The sequence below is a fragment of the Pseudomonas sp. SDO5522_S412 genome (assembly GCF_054071215.1).
Genome location: NZ_JBSVWQ010000007.1, coordinates 17736 through 38873, shown reverse-complemented (window position 1 = coordinate 38873; position 21138 = coordinate 17736). Strand labels below are relative to the sequence as shown.

Here is a 21138-nt window from a genome sequence, read left to right as displayed (position 1 = left end):
TCACTCCAGTAAGCACTCATCCGCACACTCCTTTTTTTGGACACAAGGATATTGACATGCCTCAGAAAGGAGATTCAAGAACAGCGTCTGACCGAGATTGGCTGGGGAGCCAGGGCGCTGGTACCCTAGTCGTGGAAGGAATTGCCGGGGTCAATTCATGGACGCCGACCGAAGACCGCAAAGAAGATTGATGTCTGCGTTGGAGCTATCGCTAAACGACAAAATGGAAAAGATCCGGGGGGCGGCTCTTTTTTCGAGCTCAATAAAAAACCCCGTAGACGTTAATCTACGGGGTTTCTAAGAGTGGAGGCCGAGGTCGGAATCGAACCGGCGTAGGCGGATTTGCAATCCGCTGCATAACCATTTTGCTACTCGGCCTCAAACGATCAATGCCTTACAACCGACATTCACCGCATACAAACTTGAGTGGGCTATGTGAAGCCTGCCTCTACTCTATCTCATTGAAAACATTGAAGTTTTTAATGCTTCAGTGCGTTCGATGGGCGCAATTATGTACTCATTTGCCAGGGCTTGCAACCCCTTGATTTCAAAAAATATTCTCTCAAGGGGCAGGTATTCCTGGTGGGCTACCCTACCTCCCGGCTTCTTCCTTGTCACGGATAACCTGCAATTGGTACTGCGGGTCCGCCTTGATCTGCTGTTCGGTAAACGGCAGCGGGCTGAGTTTTTTCTCGGAAAACGCCTGGGTCTGGTCCTTGAAGTATTTCGACGCGGGGTCGCTGGACAAGGAGAATGCCAGCACACCTTCGGCATTGGGCCCCTTCTCGTCGAACGTCACGATCTGCAGGTAACTGCTGCCGCTGACTACCTCGCGCTTGCCATCGGCCCGAGGCACGCTTTGCATGGCGTTATAAACGCCCAGCTCTTGCGGGCCGCCGTGGATCGGTGTCTGGCCCGAGACCTGAATATCACCCCAGCGGCTGTCCGCCGTCAGCCCGCGCTTGGCCACGTCAGCAGCTGATGCAAGCATCGCTTCATGCAGCGCCTTGGCCACGTTTGCCCGATCGACCGCCAGCCCACGTGGTGTGGTCAGGGGTTGTGCCGGATCGAAACCCACCTTCCACGCGTCCGGCGCTTGCGCCAGTTGCTCCGCCAGGTTGATGAAGTGCACCAGGCCCAGGCCGCTGTCGAGGTTGGCGCGCTGGTCCCAGTTTTTCAGGCTGTCGCACACCGATTTCACGCTGGCATCGGCACCCGCGCAGAACTTCAGCAAGTCCGGCATCACCTGGCTGGCAAGATACACCTGGTTGTCCATGACCATATTCTGCAGGTCGGCGACCTTGATCGGTTGCTTGTCGAGCTCCTGCAAGCGTTGCAAGGCAAAGCGCGCACGCGGGCCCAAGCCGATCTTGTCCTGGCTGATAACGGGCGAGAACCCGGTCAAGGGTGCCTTGGGGTTGACCAGCCAGGCCGAGTCATTGGAGTGCTGCACGTAGTCGGTGCGCTCCAGTTGCGGCAGTTGCTCGGCGGGGAAGATCCCGGCCTGGGCGGCACGCGGGTCCACGTCCCAGGCGCAGGCGCTGCGAGAGCCGTCGAGCATGATGAATTGCAGCCCGACCCGTGGGTCACTGCACTGTGCGAGCTTTTTCGCGCTGACGTTCGGCACCACCGACAGGTTCATGTACAGGCTTTGACCCTGGTCATCCGCTGCCACCGTGTTGACCCACGGGATACCTTGCAGGGTGTGTACCGAGGTTTGCAGTTCCTTGAGGTTCGCTGCGCGGTTCATCGCGTACCACTGTTGCAGCACACGGTCGTTGCCCAGGTTGGCATCCCGCAGGCTGAAGGCATATTTGGCGTCCCAGTCGAGTTTGCCCGGCCATTGCACGATGGGGCCGAACTGCGAGCTGTAGACCGTGCGGGACTGTTCCCGGGTACCGCCGTCGGCAGTTTTTACCGCTACCTTGATCGTGGTTTTATCCATGGGCACGGACTTGCCGTCCAGCAAATAGCGAGTCGGGTCCTTGGGGTCCAGAGTCAGGCGATACAGGGTGAAGTGCTTGGACGTATCAACGGTGTGCGTCCACGCAACGTGCTGGTTGAAGCCGATATTGATCACCGGCAGGCCCGGCAACGCAGCGCCCATCACATCCAGCTGGCCGGGGATGGTCAGGTGCATCTCGTAGAAACGCATGCCGCCCACCCACGGAAAATGCGGGTTGGCCAGCAGCATGCCGCGGCCGTTGAACGAACGGTCACGCCCCACCGCCACCGCGTTGCTGCCACGGTCCAGGGCGAAACGTTGCTGGTTGGCCGCCGCGACCTCAAACGCCTTGCTGTCCACCTGGGCGACGGTGTTGGGCGGCGTGGCCCCCACCAGGGCCTCGGCAAATTGCCCGACGCCACCTTCCACCAGCAGCCGGCGGGTCAGCTTGACCAGGTCTTCGGCCGTGATCGGCCGTACCCAGGCCGCCTGGCACTGCGCCGGCAAACCCTGGGCAGTGCGCTCCTTGAGGTAGTGGTTGTAACCGGCAACATACCCTTCAATGCGCTGCTGCATCGCCGGGGGCTGGGCTTTCCAGAATGCCGCAACGGCCTGGGGGGTGTTCAGCCAGGTGAAGAACACGTCGTTGGCAAGGTTGTTACGCCCTTCCAGGGTCGCCTGTTCGGGACCAAAGTACCTGGCACGCTCGCCATTGACCGTCACCACTTCATTGGCCAGCAGGCACAGGTTGTCCTGGGCATAGGCATAACCGATGCCGAAACCCAGCCCACGCTCATCGTTGGCCCGGATATGCGGGACACCAAAGCTGGTGCGACGGATCTCGGCGGTGGCCTGTTGCTCCTGCACCCGCGCCGTGGCCGAAAGACTCAGCCCCAGCAACGCCCCTGCCACACACATCCTGAACAACCCGTTGGAAATAATCACGCAGACTCCACAGCCAAATTAAACACCGCGACGAGGGACAGCTTCGCCAACACCTCAGTTAAGACGTAAATACCGGGAATAATTTTAGCAGCCGCAGGCGTTTATTCGGACAGGTCGGTATGTCTCCAGGATGTTACCGACAAAATTTCTACATCCCCCGCTTCATGATTTGTGCAGCTCGTACGTCTTATTAACTAAGAGCGCCATCATTTTCCTGATCAGGCTCTGATAAGGAGTTTCTGCATGTACAACTCGCAACTGCCCACGGAAGGACACTCACCCATGCATGACGGAGGTTTTGCCACCGGCAACCAGGCGTTCGGCAAGGCGCCGGAACATGGCAACCAGCGTATTCGTCATTTGCTCAAATGCTTTGGCCTGCGCACCAGCCTGATCCGGCTGAAGGTCATCGACGCCCTGCTGACCGCCGCCGACAACCAGCGCACCCTCGGCGTGCGGGGCGTGCACAGCCATTTGCTGGAGCTGGGCATCCCGTTGTCGTTTCTCAGTGTGCGCGAGGTGCTCAAGCGCCTGTGCACCGAAGGCGTGATCACCCTGAACGCCGACAAGAGCTACAGCCTGCACGAGCAGGCTGCCAAAGTCCTGGAAGGCCGGGCCTGACTCAAAGGTTGGGCTTGACCTTGCGACGCATCACACCGTTGATCACCACCACGGTTACCGCTACCGCAATCGCGATGTACTGGAACGTCTTTTCGCTGATGACCCCGTTGTTCTGCAAGTAGGACAGGCCAAACATCGTCCCCAGCACCAGCAGGGAGATCAGAATCGAGTATTTCAAACGTTGCTTTTGGGTCATGACGGGTTCCTGAAGCTAAAAAATTGTGTCCACTTTGTATCGACTACCACACCAAGCACATACCTGTTAGCGGGGATGGATTGGGGTCGGCGGGGTCTCATGTTACAGGCGATGAAAAACTTTGGCTTGCCCAACGCCTGATTGAACCTGAGAGCACCCTAGAGGATTTTGAAATGCTTCGTCGAATCACACTGCTGATTCCCTTGCTAATCATGTTGAGCATGAGCGGCTGCATTATTTTCCCCCACGGCGGCGGCGGTTGGCATGACCATCGCTACAGCGAAGGCGGACCGGGGTATTACCATCGCTGATCGGTCATCCGTACATTTTCTGACATCTTGAACACTTTACAGGCGGAGCCATTCCCCCTGCTTCCGACACTCAGCAAGAGCGTCCAGGAAGCAGGGAGGTTTTCCTGAAAGGCGCATTCCTGAATGAGCGTGCCTAAAGGTGTTCACGATGATAGTCAGCAACTCGGTTCCTTCCTCCACTGCATACCCACCACCGCCCCCTCCTCCGATACCACTCCCCGATATACCGTCATACCCCGATGAAATATTGCAAAGCGCAACGGACATTCCGGACCCCGCGGCTGACACACCGCCCCCCAATGGCCCGAAAGCCTTGGAGACCGCGCTGGCTGACCGAAAAAACTGGCAGGCACTGGCGCAGCAGCTCACTCATGTCGCCACGTTGGCAGGACCGAACGCGCCGTTTCTGGTGGTGCGATCTGCGCTGGGAAGCACGCTGATGGACCTCGCGCCCAACTCTTCTTACCCCCCAAATAGTGCTAACGCCGTGAGTCTTGCAAACTTTCTCAAGGCTATGGGCCTGCCCGAGCCAACCACCCATGATGAGCTGCTGACCCTGGCGCGCACATCGCTGACACGTTCCCACCCCCATCCATGGGGAAATCTGGGCGGCGCCTTGTCCTGGCCCCTGCCCTTGAGCACACCTCAGCAGAACGAACTGCTCACCGCCGCCAGAGAACATGCCGCTGGCCCTCCGGATGTTCAGCAAGCAAGCCAGCAGCGGGGGCTCCTGGAGTTTCTGAACGGTAACCTGCCGCTCTCCAGCGACGCCTCGAGCGATCCGGCCAAAACGCTGGAAGCCCTCATCCGTTCCCCCCGAGGCCAGGCGCTGGGAGAGGCCTTGCAGACCAAACTGGAGAGCATTCCGACTGATAGCAGTGTGAATGATCACGTACTGGCAGCCATCAACCTCGATCTGGATCAGGAATCCATCACCCAACCGCATCGCAACAAAGTGGCCGGATTCGACCTGTCACATAAACAATATTGGGGCAAACCCACCTCGGCGATCGTCGCCAGCCTGCGCGAGCACTTGAGTGATACCGGCAAAACCTCACCTGCCAACGCCTCGCTGGGTACGCATCTGCTGTTGATGCGGGCGGCGCCGCAGTTGCTGATCAAGGATATTCCCGACAGCGTGGTCTACGGCAGCCTGGCCTGGGCCAACCTGTGCATCGCGGCGGCCGCCATCGAAGCCAGGTCCCCTGGCAGCGTAGCGAACATGAGTTTTGCCGAAGTGATGATCGCCGCCGACTCAAGTGGGCCCGCGCCCGAAGCTGCCCAAACTGCGGCATTGTTGGACTGGGCCGTGGTCAATGGGGTGCTTGAGGCGAAAGACGACACGCTTTACGAAAAACCAGACATTGATACCGCCATGGACGCGTTCAACTATCAATCGGGCAAGCTGAAACACGCCTCCGGCTTGCTTGACACCCCGATGCCCAGCCGCAAGCAGATGGCGCTGGACCTGCTCAAGGAAAAATTTGGCGAAGGCGTCCCCTTTGAAGAGAAGGTGTTGCTCAAGCCCAACAAAACCGCCAACAAGACGATCCCCACTCGCGGCCCTTATTCCATGCTGGACCTGACCATGCAAGGCGAGAAAATAACGGCATCAGACTGGGAGCTCAAACCTGGAACGCATGGCGTCGACCTTGATGCCTTCGCCACCTTTACCCATGGCCCCGGCTTTAAAGTCCCCGACACCTTTGACAAAGCCATCAGCCAGACCATAAGCGACTATAAAACCGTCAAGAAATATTCCATCTTGAACGCCCTCGCCAACCTTCCACCGGAGGACAAAGAAAACTTGCGGTTAGGAAAGCTGAACTTCTACAAAGAAAAATCCTACAGAGTCAGCTGGACACCATTCGCGGGAGAAACCCTCTTCCATACAAGCAAAAAAATACTGGTCACCACAAAACACCAGAACAAGCCGTCCACCTATGAGTTCGATACCGAAAAAGGCAGCATCAGGAAAGTCAGCAACGCAGTTATCACGCGCCAGGACCAGAAGATCGCCAACGAAGTAACCCGAATAGAAGAGTTCTCCACCTTCGATGCCAAGCGCGACTATATAAAGCAAGAGAACCCGCTCGAGGGATCCAATCCCAACCTGTTCAGGAATTTCCGGGCGGAGTACCTTGCGGATTCAATCGTCGAGGGGCTCGATCTGGAAACCTTCAGGCAACAAGCGGCCGGAAGTACGCCGGATGAGCATAGAAGGACGGTCGCCAGCACCATCGGCAACTTTTTTCTCGACCTTGTTCCGCTCAGGTCGGCCATCGTCAACTTCAGTAATGGCAACTATAAAGATGGGTTCTCTGACCTGGCATTTGATGCGTTCGGCTTTCTCACGGCAGGTGCAGGCGTCGCCGCGAAGGTCGGAAAAACCCTGAGCACTGCCAGCAGCGCGGCCAGCAAAGCCCTCAAGCTGAGCAAGATTTTCGGGGTTACCGCACTCTCGGAACTCAATCCGCTGAGCGGACTTGGCGACCTGGTAGTCGGCGCGGGAAAACTCGCCATCGACGGCGCAAGCGCAGCCACCCAGGGTTTAAAAACACTCAAGGGCACTGCAAACAGTCGGGAGCTCGCCGCCGCCGGTAATCGATATGACGCAGCCGCTACCGGCTCATTCCAGATGGGCGAGCAGACGGTCGAGGGCAGCGCGGTGCAGATCAAGGGCAAGTGGTACGCTTTCGACGCACAAAAGCACCAGCCATACGGCAGCCCCCTGCAAGCGCTCAGTAGCGCTGATACGCTGGAGCCCTCCCCCAACGCCTATGCCTCTTCGAGCAAGAGCACTCACCGGTTTAACCCGATAAACACCGTCAACCGCCCACCTCCAATCAGGAAGCCGTTACCCGAGGGCCAATACGTGGAAAGTTTGAAAGGCAAGCTCGAATCATCCCATTTCAAATCCGACACACGCCAGGCAACGCTGGATAAGTTTCGGGTGGAAATGGAGGATTATTACGATGCGATAAAAGACGGAGGCCTTCCGCCGCGCCCTACAATCCCCGATGTTCCCGTACCGATCCCCGCAGCCGATCTGATCACAAAGGCATTGAAAGCATCAAACGGCGTGGTGTTTGGAGAGTCTCACTCGCAGATGGCCAGCTTTAAAATGCTGTTCGACAACGTCGATACGCTAAAAAACCAGGGTGTAAAAAAAGTCTACTTCGAAGGGTATATCGACTACATCGGTGGCCCCGTTGATGATGGAATCGGAATGCTCGGAAACAGCAACACTCGCCGCACGAATCCAACACTGGAGCAACTCAAGAAAAAATTTGAAGACAATGGAATAGAGCTTTTACCCCTCGATCACTATTATCTGACGCGACATAGACACGACAAATCCCGTGATCGCACCCGCACTGGCGTCAACTCTGAAAAGCGGCTCAAGGAGTTCAACTACTACGCTGCGGAAACCATCCAGGCAAACTCGGGCACCGAAAAGTGGGTCGCGTTAGTGGGGAGCGCGCACATGAACACCTCCGAAGGTGTTCCGGGCCTGGCGGAACTGACGGAAAGCATCGGCATCGGGGTTTTTGACAACAGGAACATGACCCACAGCAGCATCGGGCTTAAAGCAAAAAACCCTGCGCCAGACCCGAACCGGCCATTACAGCCCAACGATATTCCAGGCGACCTGCGCATCTACGTGAAACCCTGAGCACATCGCAAAGGCCCGGAAAGCCTCCGAGCCTTTGCATGAGGTGTTCACCCTCCATGCACCCAGCGCTGATGCAACCAGCGCGCAAACGCATCCAGGGCAAACCCCAACAAGCCGATCAGCAGCACCATCGCCATCAGCTCCGAGTAGGCCAGCCGGTCGCGAGTGTCGAGGATGTAATAACCCAGCCCGGCACTGACCCCGAGCATCTCGCACGGCACCAGCACGATCCACAGGATCCCGATGGCCAGGCGCACGCCGGTCAGCACGTGCCCCATCACCCCGGGAATAATCACCCGGCGCAAGGTTTCCCAGCGCGTGGCGCTCAGGCTCTTGCTCAGTTGCAACCAGCGCGGATCGAGCTGACGCACACCCGCCGCCGTATTCAGCAGAATCGGCCACACCGCTGCGAACGCCAGCAGGAAGTAGATCGGCTGGTCGCCCACGCCCATCAACATCACCACGATGGGCATCCACGACAGCGGCGAGATCATCCGCAGAAACTGGAACGCCGGCGTGGTCGCCGCCTCCAGCTTGCGCGAACTACCCACCAGCAAGCCCAGCGGTACACCAATCAGCAATGCCAGGAACAGCCCGACGAAGATCCGCTTGAGGCTCACGGCTATGTTCAGGTACAGCTCGCTGCGGCCCAGCAACTCCCACAGGCTGGCGAGGGTCGCCGACAGCGAAAACCGCGCAGACAAACCGTCCGCGCTGCCAAAGACCTTCACCCCCAGCCACCAGAGCAACAACAACCCCGCCAACCCGCTCAAGCCAAGCAACCAGCCCGGCAACCCCAAGGTTTTGCCGTTGTTCAAACGCCAATCTCCTCGTTTCGCTCAAAGCCCTCAGGCAAGCCGAAGGTCTTCATGCCGCCCACCGCCGCGATCGCATTGCGCACGAAGCGGTCGTCCACCAGGTCCTTGGCGACAAACGCGGGGTCCAGGTCGGCGAGGAATTTCTTGTCGCCCTCGATCAGCGTGTCTTTCAGGCGGCGTACCAGTTCCTCGGTGTAGCTGGGGAATGGATACGGCTGGAAGTCGATGCGGTGCTCGTCCCAGTTGGCGTGCTGGATCGCGCCGTCAGCCAGGTAAGCCGCACGGTCGCTGGCAGCCGGCGCCAGGACTTTGCGCAGCACCGGTTCGGCATGCGGGGTGTAGCGGTTCTCGCCGTCCTTGGACAGCAGCTTCACCGCCTCTTCACGGTTGTCACGGGTCCAGACCTGGGCCTTGACGATCGCATTCACCACCTTCTGCGACCATTCCGGGCGGTTGGTCAGGTCGTGCTCGTGCATGAACACCACGCAGCACGCATGGTTGCGCCACACATCGCCGGTAAAGCGCTGTACACGGCCCACGTTGAGGTTTTCCGCCAGGGCGTTGAATGGCTCGGCGACGATGTAGCCGTCGATGCGCTTGCTGGCCAGGGCCGGCGGCATGTCCGAGGGCGGCAACACGATCAGGTTGACCTCGTTGGCGGCAATCGCACTGCCGGCGGCACGGGCCACCGGGGTCAGGCCGTTGTCGCGGAACAACTGCTGCACCACCACGTTGTGAATCGAGTACCAGAACGGAATCGCCACCGACTTGCCGCCCAGTTGCTTCACGTCGGTAATGCCCGGCGACACGGTCAAGCCCGAGCCACCCACATGGTTCCAGGCCACGACCTTGGCCGGGACCTTGCTGCCATACCGCGCCCATACGGTCATCGGCGACAGCAGGTGAATCACGTTGACCTGCCCGGAAATGAACGCCTCGATCACCTGGGCCCAACTGCGCAGCAGCACCGGGCGCTCGGCCTTGATGCCTTCGGCCTCGAACAGGCCATTGTTGTGGGCCACCAGCAACGGCGTGGCGTCGGTGATCGGCAAATAGCCGATGCGTACCGGTGCGTCCGGCTCACTGGCCGCCCGGGCCTGCAAGCTGCTCAGCAATGGCAAGGCTCCGGCGGCACTGAGCACGGCCGAGAGTTTGAGAAAGTCACGGCGCGAGTGAGTGAGGTCATCCAGACACATGGCAAGGCTCCAGCAGTTCAGGGGGTTGGGGGTCAGTGCGGCTCGCCCGCCGTAGGGTTTTGAGAATTTCGATGCGCAGGGTGCCAATGGCTTCCACCTGTTCTTCCCGCGGTTGCGGCAAGTCGATGCGCCATTCGCCGAGGGTCTGCGCCGGGCGGTTACCCAGTAGCAGAATCCGGTCGGACAACAGCAGCGCTTCGTCGATATCGTGGGTGATCAGCACCGCCGCCGAACCTTGCTCGCGATTGACCTTGAGCAGCAGGTGCTGCATGTCGGCGCGGGTCACTTCATCCAGGGCACCGAAGGGCTCGTCCAGCAGCAATACCTGCGGCTGGCGGGCCAGGCAACGGGCCAGCGCCGTGCGCTGGGCCATGCCGCCGGACAGCGCCGCCGGGAATTGCTGGCGGGCGTGTTCCAGGCCTACGGCGTGGATCGCATGGTCGACGCGGCTGCGACGTTCTTCAGGGCTGAGGTGCGGCTGGCGGGCAAAGTCCAGGCCGAAGGCGACGTTCTTTTCCAGGCTCAGCCACGGCAGCAGGCTGGGGTCCTGGAACGCCACCGCCACGCGCGGGTGCGGGCCATTCAACGGCTCGCCCAACAGGCGGATGCTGCCGCCCTGGGGCGCTTGCAAACCGGCGAGCACCCGTAGCAGGCTGGACTTGCCAACGCCGCTGGGGCCAAGGATCGACACCACTTCGCCGGGCTGCAATTGCAGGTCGAAACCTTCCAGCACCGAATTGCCCCCATAGCCCAGGCAAATTCCCTGGGCGTGCAATACCGCCTGGTTCATAGATTGGCCTGACGGTTCAACTCGGTGCGCAACTGCACCAGGCTCGGGGTCACGATCGGCACAAACGCCGACTCGCGCCAGCGCCGGGCAAAACCGCTGCCGTGGGCCGTCAGGTAGGCCTTGCCGCCGCTGGCTTGCAGCTCCAGTTGCACAGCGCTGGCAGCGATTTCCGCAAGGGCGATGCGCAGGCGGAACAACGGTACCGGCTCAGTGCCGAAGCGGCCGGCCAGCAGGCCTTTCTTCAGGTCGTTGACCGCCTGTTCCAAGGAGGTACGCAACACTTCCAGCTCTTCACGCAATACGGTGCGGCTGGAGCCCAGGTGATTGGCCACCTCCGCCAGCGAGCGCCGCGCCAGGCCGATGGACATGCCGCATTGCAAGCCCAGAAACGCCGGGCGCACGGCCGGCAGGAACTTGCGTGCATCCTCATGCAACAACCAGTCGCGGCTCAGTTCCACGGCTTCAAAGCCGAGGGCTGCGGTATTGCTCGATTGCAGACCCAACAGTTCCAGGTCACGGGAACGTTGCAGCCCGGACACCGAGTCCGGGATCGCCAGGATAAACGGCGCGCCGCCCTGGGCATGCTCGATGGCGGCAGCCACCACAAACCCATTCTTGCGCAGGTTGGTCACCCAGTGCAGGCGGCCATTGAGGTTCCAGCCGTCGTCGGTCGGCTCGGCGCTGATTTGCAGCGACTCGATGCCAGACAAAAACTTCATCGCGTTGGACAGCCCGGTCGCCCCGGCCAGCTTGCCGCTCAGCAGGTCCGGCAGCAGTTGCTCGCGCAGGCGCTGGTTCGGGCTTTGCAGCAGGTATTCGATAAACGAGCGTTGGCCCCAGCATACAAATGCCGACGCCAGGGAATGGCTCGCCACATCGGCGATAGCTTCCACCGCGCCGGTGACATCGCCGCCCAGGCCACCGAGGTCCTTGGGCACACCGATACGTAATACATTGGCCTCTGCCAGCCGTGGCAGCACTTCCTGCGGATCGCAACTGCCCACATCCAGGGCCTGCGCTTGAACATCGAGCCAGCGGCTCAAGATTGGGTCAAGCATTCATGTTTCTCCTTGTTGCAGCATGTTTACCATCGCGAACGCTTGCGCGCCTTCAGCTAGCCGGTTTTTCCCAACGGTATTGCGCCAGTTCCGGATTCAACGGGGTACGGGCAAACACGTTGGCGAAGTTGCACAGGGTGGCCAGGCTCACACCCAGAATAACCTCAAGGGCATGACCGTCGGTGTAGCCTGCCTCACGGAACGCGGTGTAGCCGGCGTCGCTGACATCACCGCGGGTGGCGATCACTTCACGGGTGAACGCTGCCAGTGTCTCATAACGCTCGTTGGGCAGTTCACCGCGCTGGCGCAGGGCGTCGATCACGTCTTCCGGCAGCTTGGCCTTGTTGCGCGCTACGGCAGTGTGCCCGGCGACGCAGAAATCGCAACCGTGGTTGGTGGCGGCAATCAGTTGCACCACTTCGCGGTCGGCCAGGCTCAGGTCAGACTTGGCGTTCAGGCCCGACACGGTGATGTAGGTTTCCAGGGCTGCCGGGGCGTTGGCCAGCACCGCCAACAGATTGGGGATGAACCCGGAACCCTTCAGGGCATTTTCCAGAAAGGGCTTGGCCGCCTCAGGAGCGGTTTCCAGGGTTAGCATCGGTACGCGGGACATGGAGTGGTCTCCTCATGGATTCGTGTACCAAGTCTGTTGGTTATAAAAAATCCGCTCAATAGTCTAAAGTAGCGATTACTTGCTCTAGAGTCTTTCCGTTAGATGAATTCGTCCAGTTCACTCGTCGATTGGTTATTAGATAGCCTTGAACTCAACACCAGCCTGTTTCACGTCGGGCGTTACTGCGGCGACTGGCACGCCAGCACCCACGGCCTGGCAAGCGCGAGTTTTCATCTGGTGGTGCAAGGGCAGTGCTGGATGCACATCGATGGCGACCCGACCCCTTACCCATTGAACAACGGCGATGCAGTCTTCCTGCTGCGGGACCTGGCGTACCGCTTGTCCAGCGATGGCACCGCCACCGGCGCCCAGGAATGCCCGCGCAAACCGATGCTGCCACTGGACAGCCAAGCCAGTGACGGCGTGGGCCTGGTGTGCGGGTTCTTTCACTTCCAGTCCGGGCTGTCGGCGATGATTGTCGACACCCTGCCCGCCTGGATCATCCTGCGGGCCGGTGATCCATCGCTGACCGCCGCGCGCAACCTGTTCGAACTGATCCTGCACGAATGCGAGCGCACGCCGGCGCCCTCGCCCGCCCTGCTGGAGCGCCTGTGCCACCTGCTGTTCCTGTATGTGCTGCGCCAACAGGTGCTGGACAACACCGACCTCGGCGGCCTGGCGGCGCTGGCTCGGCAACCGGCATTTGCCAACCTGCTGGAGCAGTTGATCGCACGCCCGGCCGAGCCCTGGACCCTGGAAAGCATGGCGGCCTGCACCGGCCTGTCGCGCTCGGCGTTCTTCAAGCGCTTCAATGAACTGTGCGGGCAGTCGCCGGGGCAAGTGCTGCTGATGATGCGTGTGCGCCACGCCTGCCAACTGTTCAAGCAGGACCAGACCGTAGCGGACGTGTCCCTCGCCGTGGGTTATCAATCGGTGGCGGCGTTTACCCGGGCCTTCCATAAGGTCACCGGCTTCCAGCCCGGCGCCTACCGCAAGGCTCAAGGTTGACGCTGCAACCCATTGCCCGGCCGGGCACACAACTCCACCAGCCAATCGACAAACACCCGCACCCGTTGCGACAGCTGGCGATGCGGCGGGTACAGCGCCGTCAGCGGTAACCTGGGCGGCGGCTGATGCGCCAGCACCTCCACCAGCGTGCCCGCTTCCAACTGGCGAACGGCGTGGTAGTACGGCGTCTGTACCAGGCCGTAACCCGCCTCACAGGCCGCCAGGTAACCATCGGCACTGTTGACCGCCACTTGCTTGGGCAGGTCGACCAAGCGGATGTCGCTGCCGATCTGAAACTCCAGGCCATAGCGTTTGCCGCTGGTGCTGGAGAAATACTCCACCACTTGATGGCCGGCCAACTCATCCAGCGTCGATGGCACGCCGAACTGCTGCAAGTAGCCGGGACTGGCGCAGGTCACCTGATCCATCATCGCCAGCGGCCGGGCCACCAGCGACTCGTCCAGCGCCAGCCCGCCGCGCAACACGCAGTCAACGCCTTCGCGGATCAGGTCCACCGGGCGGTCGTTGAGGCCGATTTCCAGATCAATCTGCGGGTAACGTGTGGTGAACTCGGGCATTGCCGGAATCACAAGGAAACGCCCGATCCCGGACGGCATATCGATACGCAACGTGCCGCGCGGGTTTCGTCGGCTGGTGGAGAATACCGCCTCGGTTTCCTCAAGGTCCGCCAGCAGGCTCACGCAACGCTGGTAGTAGGCGGCACCGTCCAGGGTCGGGCTGACCTGGCGTGTGGTGCGCTGCAACAGTTGCACCCCCAGGTGCGCCTCCAGTTGCTTGATCAGGATGGTCACCGAGGCACGCGGCAGTTGCAGGCTGTCAGCCGCCTTGGCAAACCCGCCCAGTTCGACAATCCGCACGAACACTCGCATCGCATTAAAACGGTCCACGGGCCGGTTTCCTTCAGGGATTATTTAGAATTTCATAATAGTGATAGCGGTTTTAGCCGGTTTATCCCGCTTTTGTCGAGGGCAACAATGGAGGCCTTCCCACACAGGAGCTGGACCCATGCACACACGTCAACTCGGTAAAAACGGTCCCCAGGTGTCCGCCATCGGCCTCGGCTGCATGGGCATGACCGATTTCTACACCACCGGCACCGACACCACCGAAGCCATCGCCACTCTGCACCGCGCCCTGGAACTGGGGATCAACCTGCTGGACACCGCCGACATATACGGCCCCCATACCAACGAAAAACTGATTGGCAAAGCCATCGCCGGCAAGCGCGACCAGGTGTTCCTCGCCAGCAAGTTCGGCATCGTGCGCGACCCGGCGAACCCGGCACTGCGTGGCGTCAACGGCCGCCCGGAATACATTCGCGAGGCCATCGACGGCACCTTGAAGCGCCTGGGCGTGGAAACCCTGGACCTGTATTACCAGCACCGCATCGACCCCGAAGTGGCGATTGAAGAAACCGTTGGCGCCATGGCCGAACTGGTCAAGCAAGGCAAGGTGCGTTACCTGGGCTTGAGTGAAGCGTCGGCGGCTACCCTGGAGCGCGCTCACAGGGTGCATCCCATCAGCGCCCTGCAAAGCGAATATTCGTTATGGAGCCGTGATCAGGAAGACAACGGTTGCCTCGCGGCCTGCCAACGCCTGGGAATCGCGTTTGTGCCCTACAGCCCACTGGGCCGCGGCTTCCTGACCGGCGCGCTGAAAAGCCCGGATGACTTTGCGGCGGATGACTATCGCCGGTTCAGCCCGCGTTTCCAGGGTGAAAACTTTGCGAAGAACCTGCTGCTGGTGAAACAGGTACAAGCCCTGGCTGCCGACAAGGGCGTGACCGCCGGGCAACTGGCGTTGGCCTGGGTGCTGGCGCAAGGGGATTACCTGATCCCGATCCCGGGGACCAAGCAACGCAAATACCTGGAAGAGAACGTCGCGGCACTGGAGGTCAAGCTCAGCCCGACCGAGTTGGCGGCGCTGGAGGCGATCTTCCCGGCCAACGCCACAGCCGGGCTGCGCTACCCGGAAGCGGTCATGCAGATGCTGGACAAATAATCCTGCCACGCCGGATCGGGGCTGGCTCGCCAGCTCCGCGCCTTAAATCCCTGCCCTGGGTTTTCTTGCACGATAGTGCCTCAAGCTCGCCCGTCCCAAGCCGATAGCCCTTCGAAGCTCTAACAAAGCCGCGTCGCACAATAAACGCTTCGTAAGGACGACCCCATGCCCTCATTGCGCTCTATCCAAGCCCGCTACACCCTGTTCCTGGTGCTGTTCGTCCTGTTGTTATTCGTCTTGACGGTGGTGGGCATCGGACAGTTGGTGGCCCCCAAGCTGCGCCACACCGAAGAACAGGTGGCCCTCAATCGTATTGCCGAAGTGGCCGAGCAGATCCAGGGCGAGCTGAACAAGGTTCAGGCCCAGCAACGCAGCATCACCCAAACCATCCCGCTGCTGGACAGCGACGCCATCGACAAGGTGCTGCCAGGCCTGGTGGACCAGTACGGCGAATTGAAAGTGTTCGGCGGCGGCATCTGGCCCCTGCCCAACCAGCGCACGCCGGGGCGCAACAAGCACAGCACCTTCTGGCACCGCGATGCCTCGGGCAAGCTGGCGGTGAACACCTTCTGGAACAGCGACGCGGCCCCCAACTACTACGACCAGAGCTGGTACAAGGGCGGCCTCGCTTCGCCCCGCGGCCAGTGCGCCTGGGCGGCGGCCTACAAGGATGACGCCAGCCAGGAGCCACGCACCAACTGCGCGATGGCGATCCAGCGTGACGGCGCAGCCTATGGCGTCGCCACCATCGACGTGACCCTGGGTTTCTTCAATGACCTGGTGGCCAGCAAGGAAAAAGACCTCGGCGGGCAAATGCTGATCGTCGAAGGCGACGGCAAGATCATCAGCAACAGCACGCGCATCAGCGGCCCCGTGGTGTTGAAGAACATCAGCGAATTGGCCGGCACCTCGGCCTTTGCCGCCCAGGTCAGCGCCGGCCTGGCCCATCGTGATCAAACCCTGCAACGCAGCGAGTTCGACAACCAGGGCGTGGCCAGCACGTTCTTCATGCGCCCGATCGAAGGCACCCCGTGGTTCCTCGCCACTGCGCTGCCGACCTCGCTGATCACCGCCCAACGTGATGACGTACTGGGCACGTTGGCGATGCTGCAAATCCCGATGATCCTGCTGTTGGTGCTGTTGGCGGTGTACGCCATCCGCCAGCTGGTGCACCGGATGACCGCGCTGAAGACCAATATCGACGCACTGTCCAACGGCGATGCCGACCTGACCCGGCGCATCACCATCCGCGCCGAGGATGAACTGGGGGCGATTGGCCATTCGGTGAACCGCTTTATCGTCTACCTGCAAAACATGATTGGAGAAGTGACCCTCGCCACCGGCGCCATGTCGTCGAGCCTGGCGCAATTGCAGCAGACGTCGGCCCAGACCAACCAGATCCTGGTCCGCCATGCCTCGGAAACCGACCAGACCGTCACGGCCATCACCGAGATGAGTTCCACCGCCGACACCGTGGCCGAGAACGCCGCCGAAACGGCTGCGTTCACCCAGCGCGCCAACGAGCACGCCGACCGTTCGCGGGTGGTGGTCGGCGAAGCTTCCCGCAGCGTCAGCGCGTTGATCGGCGAGGTCTCCAGCGCCACCCACACCGTGGAAAACATGCGCCAGGATGCCGCCCGCATCACCGAAACCCTCGGCGTGATCGGCGCCATCGCCGGCCAGACCAACCTGCTGGCACTCAACGCGGCCATCGAAGCCGCCCGGGCCGGCGAACAAGGCCGGGGTTTTGCGGTGGTGGCCGACGAAGTCCGCGCCCTCGCCGCCCGCACCCAGGCCAGCACCTCGCAGATCAATGAGATGCTGGCGCGCCTGACCACGGGCGTGAGTTCCTCGGTGACGGCCATGGAAGCCACCCAGGCCAGCTGCCAGTCTGCGGCTGACGCCACGGCCCGGGTGAACACGGGATTGGACGAGATGGCCGGCTCCGTCAGCCATATCAACAACCTCAGCACCCAGATCGCCACCGCCGCCGAACAGCAAAGCGCAGTGACCGAGGAAATCAACCGCAGCATGGTGCACATCCGCCACATGGTCGAAGAGCTGGTGCAAAGCGGCCACGCCACGGAGCACAACACCCAGAGCCTGCTGGATGCCAATGGCCGGGTTATTGCATTGATGGGTCGCTTCAAGGTGCGTTGAAAAAATAGCCTGAAAGCTCCCGTGCAATGCGCGGGAGCCGGACTATTCTGACAGTTCGCTCCGCCACACAGGAGGTGTGTCATGCACGCAGTTGAGCACCCGATCCGTCTGGAGCGGATCAGTCAGGAACGCTATATACAAGCCTCTATCGACGATGTTTACGACTACGTTACCCAACCGGATCGCTGGCATGAATGGCATCCGACATCCCTGGGCGCCGACACCGGTATCGCCGGCTCATTGCCTGCCGGTCATCGTTTCACTGAAACCATCGACCTGCTGGGTGTGCGGGTTCCCATGAGCTATCGCGTGCAGATTGCGCAGCGACCGCGGGAGTTCAAGACCGCGTTCACCTCATTGGCGGTCGATGGCTGTATTCATTATCTGCTGCAAGTACAGGGCAACGGCACGCTGTTCAAGCGCATCCTCACCTATGAAACCGAACTGCAACTGACCACCCTGCATGAGCGCATGATCGCACTGTCCAACCAGGCCCTTGATCAGCTCAAGCAGCGCCTGGAATCCCCGCCAGCCTGACAAAACCGTCATATCCCTCTCAGTTTTCCGACAGCACCAGGCGGTTATTCTGGTGCTGTCGGTTTTTCGTAAAACTTCGTAACACACCCGGGAAACCCTTTTCCAAAAAGCAGGGAGAATGCCCCGCTGTTGCCCTTTATCCGATGAGATGACGATGAAAACCACCCTGCGACTGGCCGCACTGTCGGCCCTGCTCATGAGCACCCTGGCCCAGGCTGCCGAGCTGATCCCGATTGACGTGCACCGTGATGCCAACTGCGGTTGCTGCAAAAAGTGGATTGCCCACCTGGAAAGCAACGGGTTCAAGGTCAACGACCATGTGGAAAGCAACATGAGCGAGGTCAAGCAGCGCCTGGGCGTGGCGCCACGCCTGGCGTCTTGCCATACCGGCGTGATCGACGGCAAGTTCGTCGAAGGCCATGTGCCAGCCGACCAGGTCTTGGCCCTGCGCAAGCGCGACGACTTGCTGGGCATTGCGGCACCGGGCATGCCCATGGGCTCGCCTGGCATGGAGATGGACGGCAGCAGCGATGCCTATCAGGTCATCGGCCTGACCCGCGATGGCAAAGACGTGGTAGTGGCTGACTATCCGGCACGCTGATTGATGCTTGCCGGTTACCTGGGACTGTTTTTCGCCGCCTTCGGCGCCGCCACGCTGTTGCCGATGCAATCGGAGGCGGTGCTGGTGGGGCTGATGATCAGCGGGCATTACAGCGTGTGGCTGCTGCTCGGGGTTGCAACGGCCGGCAACGTATTGGGCTCGGTGGTCAACTGGCTGCTGGGCCGCTCGGTCGAGCGCTTCAAGGATCGACGCTGGTTTCCGGTCAGCCCCAGGCACCTGGAAAACGCCCGTACCCACTACCAGCGCTGGGGCCATTGGTCGTTGCTGCTCAGTTGGGTGCCGATCATTGGTGACCCGCTGACCCTGGTGGCCGGGGTCATGCGCGAACCGTTCTGGCGGTTCCTGGTGCTGGTGACCCTGGCCAAAGGGGCGCGCTACGGGGTACTGGCCATGCTCACCCTGCACTGGATTTAATCTCCCGTTAATCCCCTCGCCACAGCATCCGGGCACTGTTCCCGGAGCTCTAACCATGTCCAAGATCCGCTCTCTGTGCGTCGCCAGCCTGTTGCTCGGCAGCGCCCTGCCCGCCTTCGCCGCCGAAGAAGGTCCGACCTACGGCCCCGAGCTGCAAGGCTTCCAATACCCGTACCCGGTAGAGCACTTCACCTTCCAGTCCCAGGGCAAATCCCTGCAGATGGGCTACATGGACGTGCCGGCCAAAGGCAAGGCCAACGGGCGCAGCATCGTGCTGATGCACGGCAAGAACTTCTGCGGCGCCACCTGGGATGAATCGATCAAGGCCCTGAGCGACGCCGGCTACCGGGTGATCGCTCCCGACCAGATCGGTTTCTGCACCTCCAGCAAGCCGGACAATTACCAGTACAGCTTCCAGCAACTGGCGATCAACACCCATCAACTCCTGGAAAAACTTGGTATTCAGAAGGCTACCCTGCTCGGCCATTCCACCGGCGGCATGCTTGCCACACGCTACGCCCTGCTCTATCCGCAGCAAACCGAACAACTTGCACTGGTAAACCCGATTGGCCTGGAGGACTGGAAGGCCATCGGCGTGCCCTACCGCAGCGTTGACCAATGGTACGAGCGCGAGTTGAAACTGACCGCCGAAGGCATCCGCAAATACGAGCTCGACACCTACTACGTCGGCCGCTGGAAGCCTGAATACGACCGCTGGGTCGATATGCTCGCCGGCATGAACAAAGGCCCCGGCCACACCCAGGTGGCGTGGAACTCGGCGCTGATTTACGACATGATCTTCACCCAGCCGGTGTACTACGAGTTCAAGGACCTGCAGATGCCCACCCTGCTGCTGATCGGCACCTCCGACAACACCGCCATTGGCAAAGACCTGGCGCCACCGGCGGTCAAGGCGAAGGTCGGCAACTACGCGGTGCTGGGCAAGCAAGTGGCCAAGCTGATTCCCCACGCCACCCTGGTGGAATTCCCGGGCCTGGGCCATGCACCGCAAATGGAAGAGCCGGCACAGTTTCACAAGGCACTGTTGCAAGGGCTGAACGCCCTTTAATCCAACCTTTTTCGAGGCATGCGTGAATGTCGGTACAGATCGCAGTGATTGATGATTGGCAGAATGTGGCCAGTGGCGTGGTGGACTGGTCAGTCCTGGCGTCGGTCGGCCAGGTGCACTTCCTCCACGATTACCCGGCGGACACCGCCACGCTGATCGAACGCTTGCAGGGCTTCGAGGTGATCTGCGTGATGCGCGAACGCACCACCTTCGACCAGGCTCTGTTGCAAGGTTTGCCCAGGCTCAAGTTGCTGGTGACCGGCGGCATGCGCAACGCCGCCATCGACATTCCTGCGGCCAAGGCCCTGGGTATCCAGGTAGGCGGCACTGACAGTTACAAGCACGCGGCCCCGGAACTGACCTGGGCACTGATCATGGCGTCCACCCGCAACCTGCTGGCCGAAGCCAATTCCCTGCGCGCCGGGGGTTGGCAAGTGGGCCTGGGCGGCGATTTGTACGGCAAGACCCTGGGGATTCTCGGGCTGGGCAGCATTGGCCAGAAGGTCGCCAAATTTGGCCAGGCCTTCGGCATGCGCGTGATTGCCTGGAGCGAAAACCTTACTCCAGAGCGCGCTGCCGAAAGCGGCGTGACCTGGGTCAGCAAGCGCGAGTTGTTTGAACAGGCGGACGTGTTGTCGATTCACCTGGTGCTCAGCGACCGCAGCCGCGGGCTGGTGGACGCCGAAGCGTTGGGCTGGATGAAACCTTCGGCGCATCTGGTGAACACGGCACGCGGGCCGATTGTCGATGAGGCCGCCTTGATTGACGCCCTGGCCAATGGCCGGCTGGCGGGCGCGGCACTGGACGTGTACGCCCAGGAGCCGCTGCCAGCCGGGCATCCATTCCGCCAGTTGCCCAACGTATTGGCCACCCCTCATGTGGGGTACGTCAGCGAGCAGAACTACCGCCAGTTCTACCAGCAGATGATCGAAGACATCCAGGCCTGGGCCAAAGGAGTGCCCCTTCGCGCACTAAGCTAGTGCACACATTTCACCTCCCACTCCCCCCGTAGCAGCTGTCGAGCCCCAGCGAGGCTGCGTCGGGCGCACTGCCGATCCTGAACCGGAGCGCGCTCGACAGCTGCTACGGGGCTCATGAAAAAAATTTGTCCTACAAAAATACCCCACAGACCCCACA

At 60.9% G+C, this 21138-nt stretch carries 19 protein-coding genes and 1 tRNA gene; 11 read left to right on the top strand and 9 right to left on the bottom strand.

Going from position 1 to position 21138, the window contains the following annotated elements:
• Nucleotides 1–304: 304 nt before the first annotated feature.
• Nucleotides 305–378 (bottom strand) — tRNA-Cys (locus ACW9I6_RS03310).
• A 214-nt stretch (nucleotides 379–592) separates the two neighbouring features.
• Complete coding sequence (pvdQ, locus tag ACW9I6_RS03305; protein ID WP_003207577.1) at nucleotides 593–2890, bottom strand: bifunctional acylase PvdQ; 2298 nt, start codon at nucleotides 2888–2890, stop codon at nucleotides 593–595.
• 243 nt (nucleotides 2891–3133) lie between these two features.
• Here pvdQ and ACW9I6_RS03300 point away from each other — a divergent pair, with 243 nt between their 5' ends.
• Nucleotides 3134–3511, top strand: a complete 378-nt coding sequence (locus ACW9I6_RS03300) for a hypothetical protein (protein WP_032899365.1) — start codon at nucleotides 3134–3136, stop codon at nucleotides 3509–3511.
• Between the two features lies 1 nt (nucleotide 3512).
• Here the strand turns inward: ACW9I6_RS03300 and ACW9I6_RS03295 are convergent, their stop codons facing one another.
• Nucleotides 3513–3707 (bottom strand): hypothetical protein, encoded by a 195-nt coding sequence (locus ACW9I6_RS03295; RefSeq protein ID WP_003207574.1) that lies wholly within the window; start codon nucleotides 3705–3707, stop codon nucleotides 3513–3515.
• Between the two features lie 173 nt (nucleotides 3708–3880).
• On the opposite strand from ACW9I6_RS03295, the gene ACW9I6_RS03290 reads away from it, so the two are divergent.
• Nucleotides 3881–4018, top strand: coding sequence for a hypothetical protein (locus ACW9I6_RS03290; RefSeq protein ID WP_003207572.1), 138 nt, complete (start codon nucleotides 3881–3883; stop codon nucleotides 4016–4018).
• Between the two features lie 313 nt (nucleotides 4019–4331).
• On the top strand, nucleotides 4332–7694 hold the full coding sequence (locus ACW9I6_RS03285; protein WP_457338891.1) for a membrane-targeted effector domain-containing toxin: 3363 nt from the start codon (nucleotides 4332–4334) through the stop codon (nucleotides 7692–7694).
• 47 nt (nucleotides 7695–7741) lie between these two features.
• Here ACW9I6_RS03285 and ACW9I6_RS03280 read toward each other — a convergent pair whose 3' ends face one another.
• The 5 genes from ACW9I6_RS03280 to ACW9I6_RS03260 are packed head-to-tail and all read right to left on the bottom strand — an operon-like array spanning nucleotide 7742 to nucleotide 12169.
• Entirely contained in the window at nucleotides 7742–8494 is a 753-nt protein-coding gene (locus ACW9I6_RS03280) for an ABC transporter permease (RefSeq protein WP_172834573.1), read from the bottom strand.
• A 14-nt stretch (nucleotides 8495–8508) separates the two neighbouring features.
• A complete protein-coding gene (locus ACW9I6_RS03275) occupies nucleotides 8509–9708 on the bottom strand; it encodes an ABC transporter substrate-binding protein (protein WP_010171568.1) in 1200 nt (399 codons plus the stop codon).
• Nucleotides 9695–10498, bottom strand: a complete 804-nt coding sequence (locus tag ACW9I6_RS03270; RefSeq protein ID WP_457338890.1) for an ABC transporter ATP-binding protein — start codon at nucleotides 10496–10498, stop codon at nucleotides 9695–9697. The genes ACW9I6_RS03275 and ACW9I6_RS03270 overlap by 14 nt, the downstream gene beginning before the upstream one ends.
• Nucleotides 10495–11556, bottom strand: coding sequence for an acyl-CoA dehydrogenase family protein (locus ACW9I6_RS03265; protein ID WP_003207563.1), 1062 nt, complete (start codon nucleotides 11554–11556; stop codon nucleotides 10495–10497). Before ACW9I6_RS03265 ends, ACW9I6_RS03270 begins: the two co-directional genes overlap by 4 nt.
• Before the next feature lie 52 nt (nucleotides 11557–11608).
• Nucleotides 11609–12169 carry a carboxymuconolactone decarboxylase family protein gene (locus ACW9I6_RS03260; RefSeq protein ID WP_003207562.1) on the bottom strand — a complete coding sequence of 187 codons (561 nt, stop codon included), beginning with the start codon at nucleotides 12167–12169 and terminating at the stop codon, nucleotides 11609–11611.
• 102 nt (nucleotides 12170–12271) lie between these two features.
• Between ACW9I6_RS03260 and ACW9I6_RS03255 the strand changes: the two genes are divergently transcribed.
• Nucleotides 12272–13177 (top strand): AraC family transcriptional regulator, encoded by a 906-nt coding sequence (locus tag ACW9I6_RS03255; protein ID WP_457338889.1) that lies wholly within the window; start codon nucleotides 12272–12274, stop codon nucleotides 13175–13177.
• On the opposite strand, the gene ACW9I6_RS03250 is transcribed toward ACW9I6_RS03255, so the two are convergent.
• On the bottom strand, nucleotides 13168–14085 hold the full coding sequence (locus ACW9I6_RS03250; RefSeq protein ID WP_102368898.1) for a LysR family transcriptional regulator: 918 nt from the start codon (nucleotides 14083–14085) through the stop codon (nucleotides 13168–13170). The two genes, ACW9I6_RS03255 and ACW9I6_RS03250, sit on opposite strands and share 10 nt — an antisense overlap.
• 118 nt (nucleotides 14086–14203) lie before the next feature.
• Here ACW9I6_RS03250 and ACW9I6_RS03245 point away from each other — a divergent pair, with 118 nt between their 5' ends.
• The 7 genes from ACW9I6_RS03245 (at nucleotide 14204) to ACW9I6_RS03215 (ending at nucleotide 20981) form a co-directional block, all read left to right on the top strand.
• On the top strand, nucleotides 14204–15199 hold the full coding sequence (locus tag ACW9I6_RS03245; RefSeq protein WP_457338888.1) for an aldo/keto reductase: 996 nt from the start codon (nucleotides 14204–14206) through the stop codon (nucleotides 15197–15199).
• Between the two features lie 165 nt (nucleotides 15200–15364).
• Nucleotides 15365–17359 (top strand): methyl-accepting chemotaxis protein, encoded by a 1995-nt coding sequence (locus ACW9I6_RS03240; protein ID WP_087692367.1) that lies wholly within the window; start codon nucleotides 15365–15367, stop codon nucleotides 17357–17359.
• A gap of 81 nt (nucleotides 17360–17440) precedes the next feature.
• A complete protein-coding gene (locus ACW9I6_RS03235) occupies nucleotides 17441–17896 on the top strand; it encodes an SRPBCC family protein (RefSeq protein ID WP_003207553.1) in 456 nt (151 codons plus the stop codon).
• A 154-nt stretch (nucleotides 17897–18050) separates the two neighbouring features.
• Nucleotides 18051–18497, top strand: a complete 447-nt coding sequence (locus ACW9I6_RS03230) for a DUF411 domain-containing protein (protein WP_003207550.1) — start codon at nucleotides 18051–18053, stop codon at nucleotides 18495–18497.
• A 3-nt stretch (nucleotides 18498–18500) separates the two neighbouring features.
• Entirely contained in the window at nucleotides 18501–18932 is a 432-nt protein-coding gene (locus ACW9I6_RS03225; RefSeq protein ID WP_003207548.1) for a YqaA family protein, read from the top strand.
• 55 nt (nucleotides 18933–18987) lie between these two features.
• A complete protein-coding gene (locus tag ACW9I6_RS03220) occupies nucleotides 18988–20001 on the top strand; it encodes an alpha/beta fold hydrolase (protein ID WP_457338887.1) in 1014 nt (337 codons plus the stop codon).
• Nucleotides 20002–20027: 26 nt separating this feature from the next.
• Entirely contained in the window at nucleotides 20028–20981 is a 954-nt protein-coding gene (locus tag ACW9I6_RS03215; RefSeq protein ID WP_177044740.1) for a D-2-hydroxyacid dehydrogenase family protein, read from the top strand.
• Nucleotides 20982–21138: the final 157 nt, after the last annotated feature.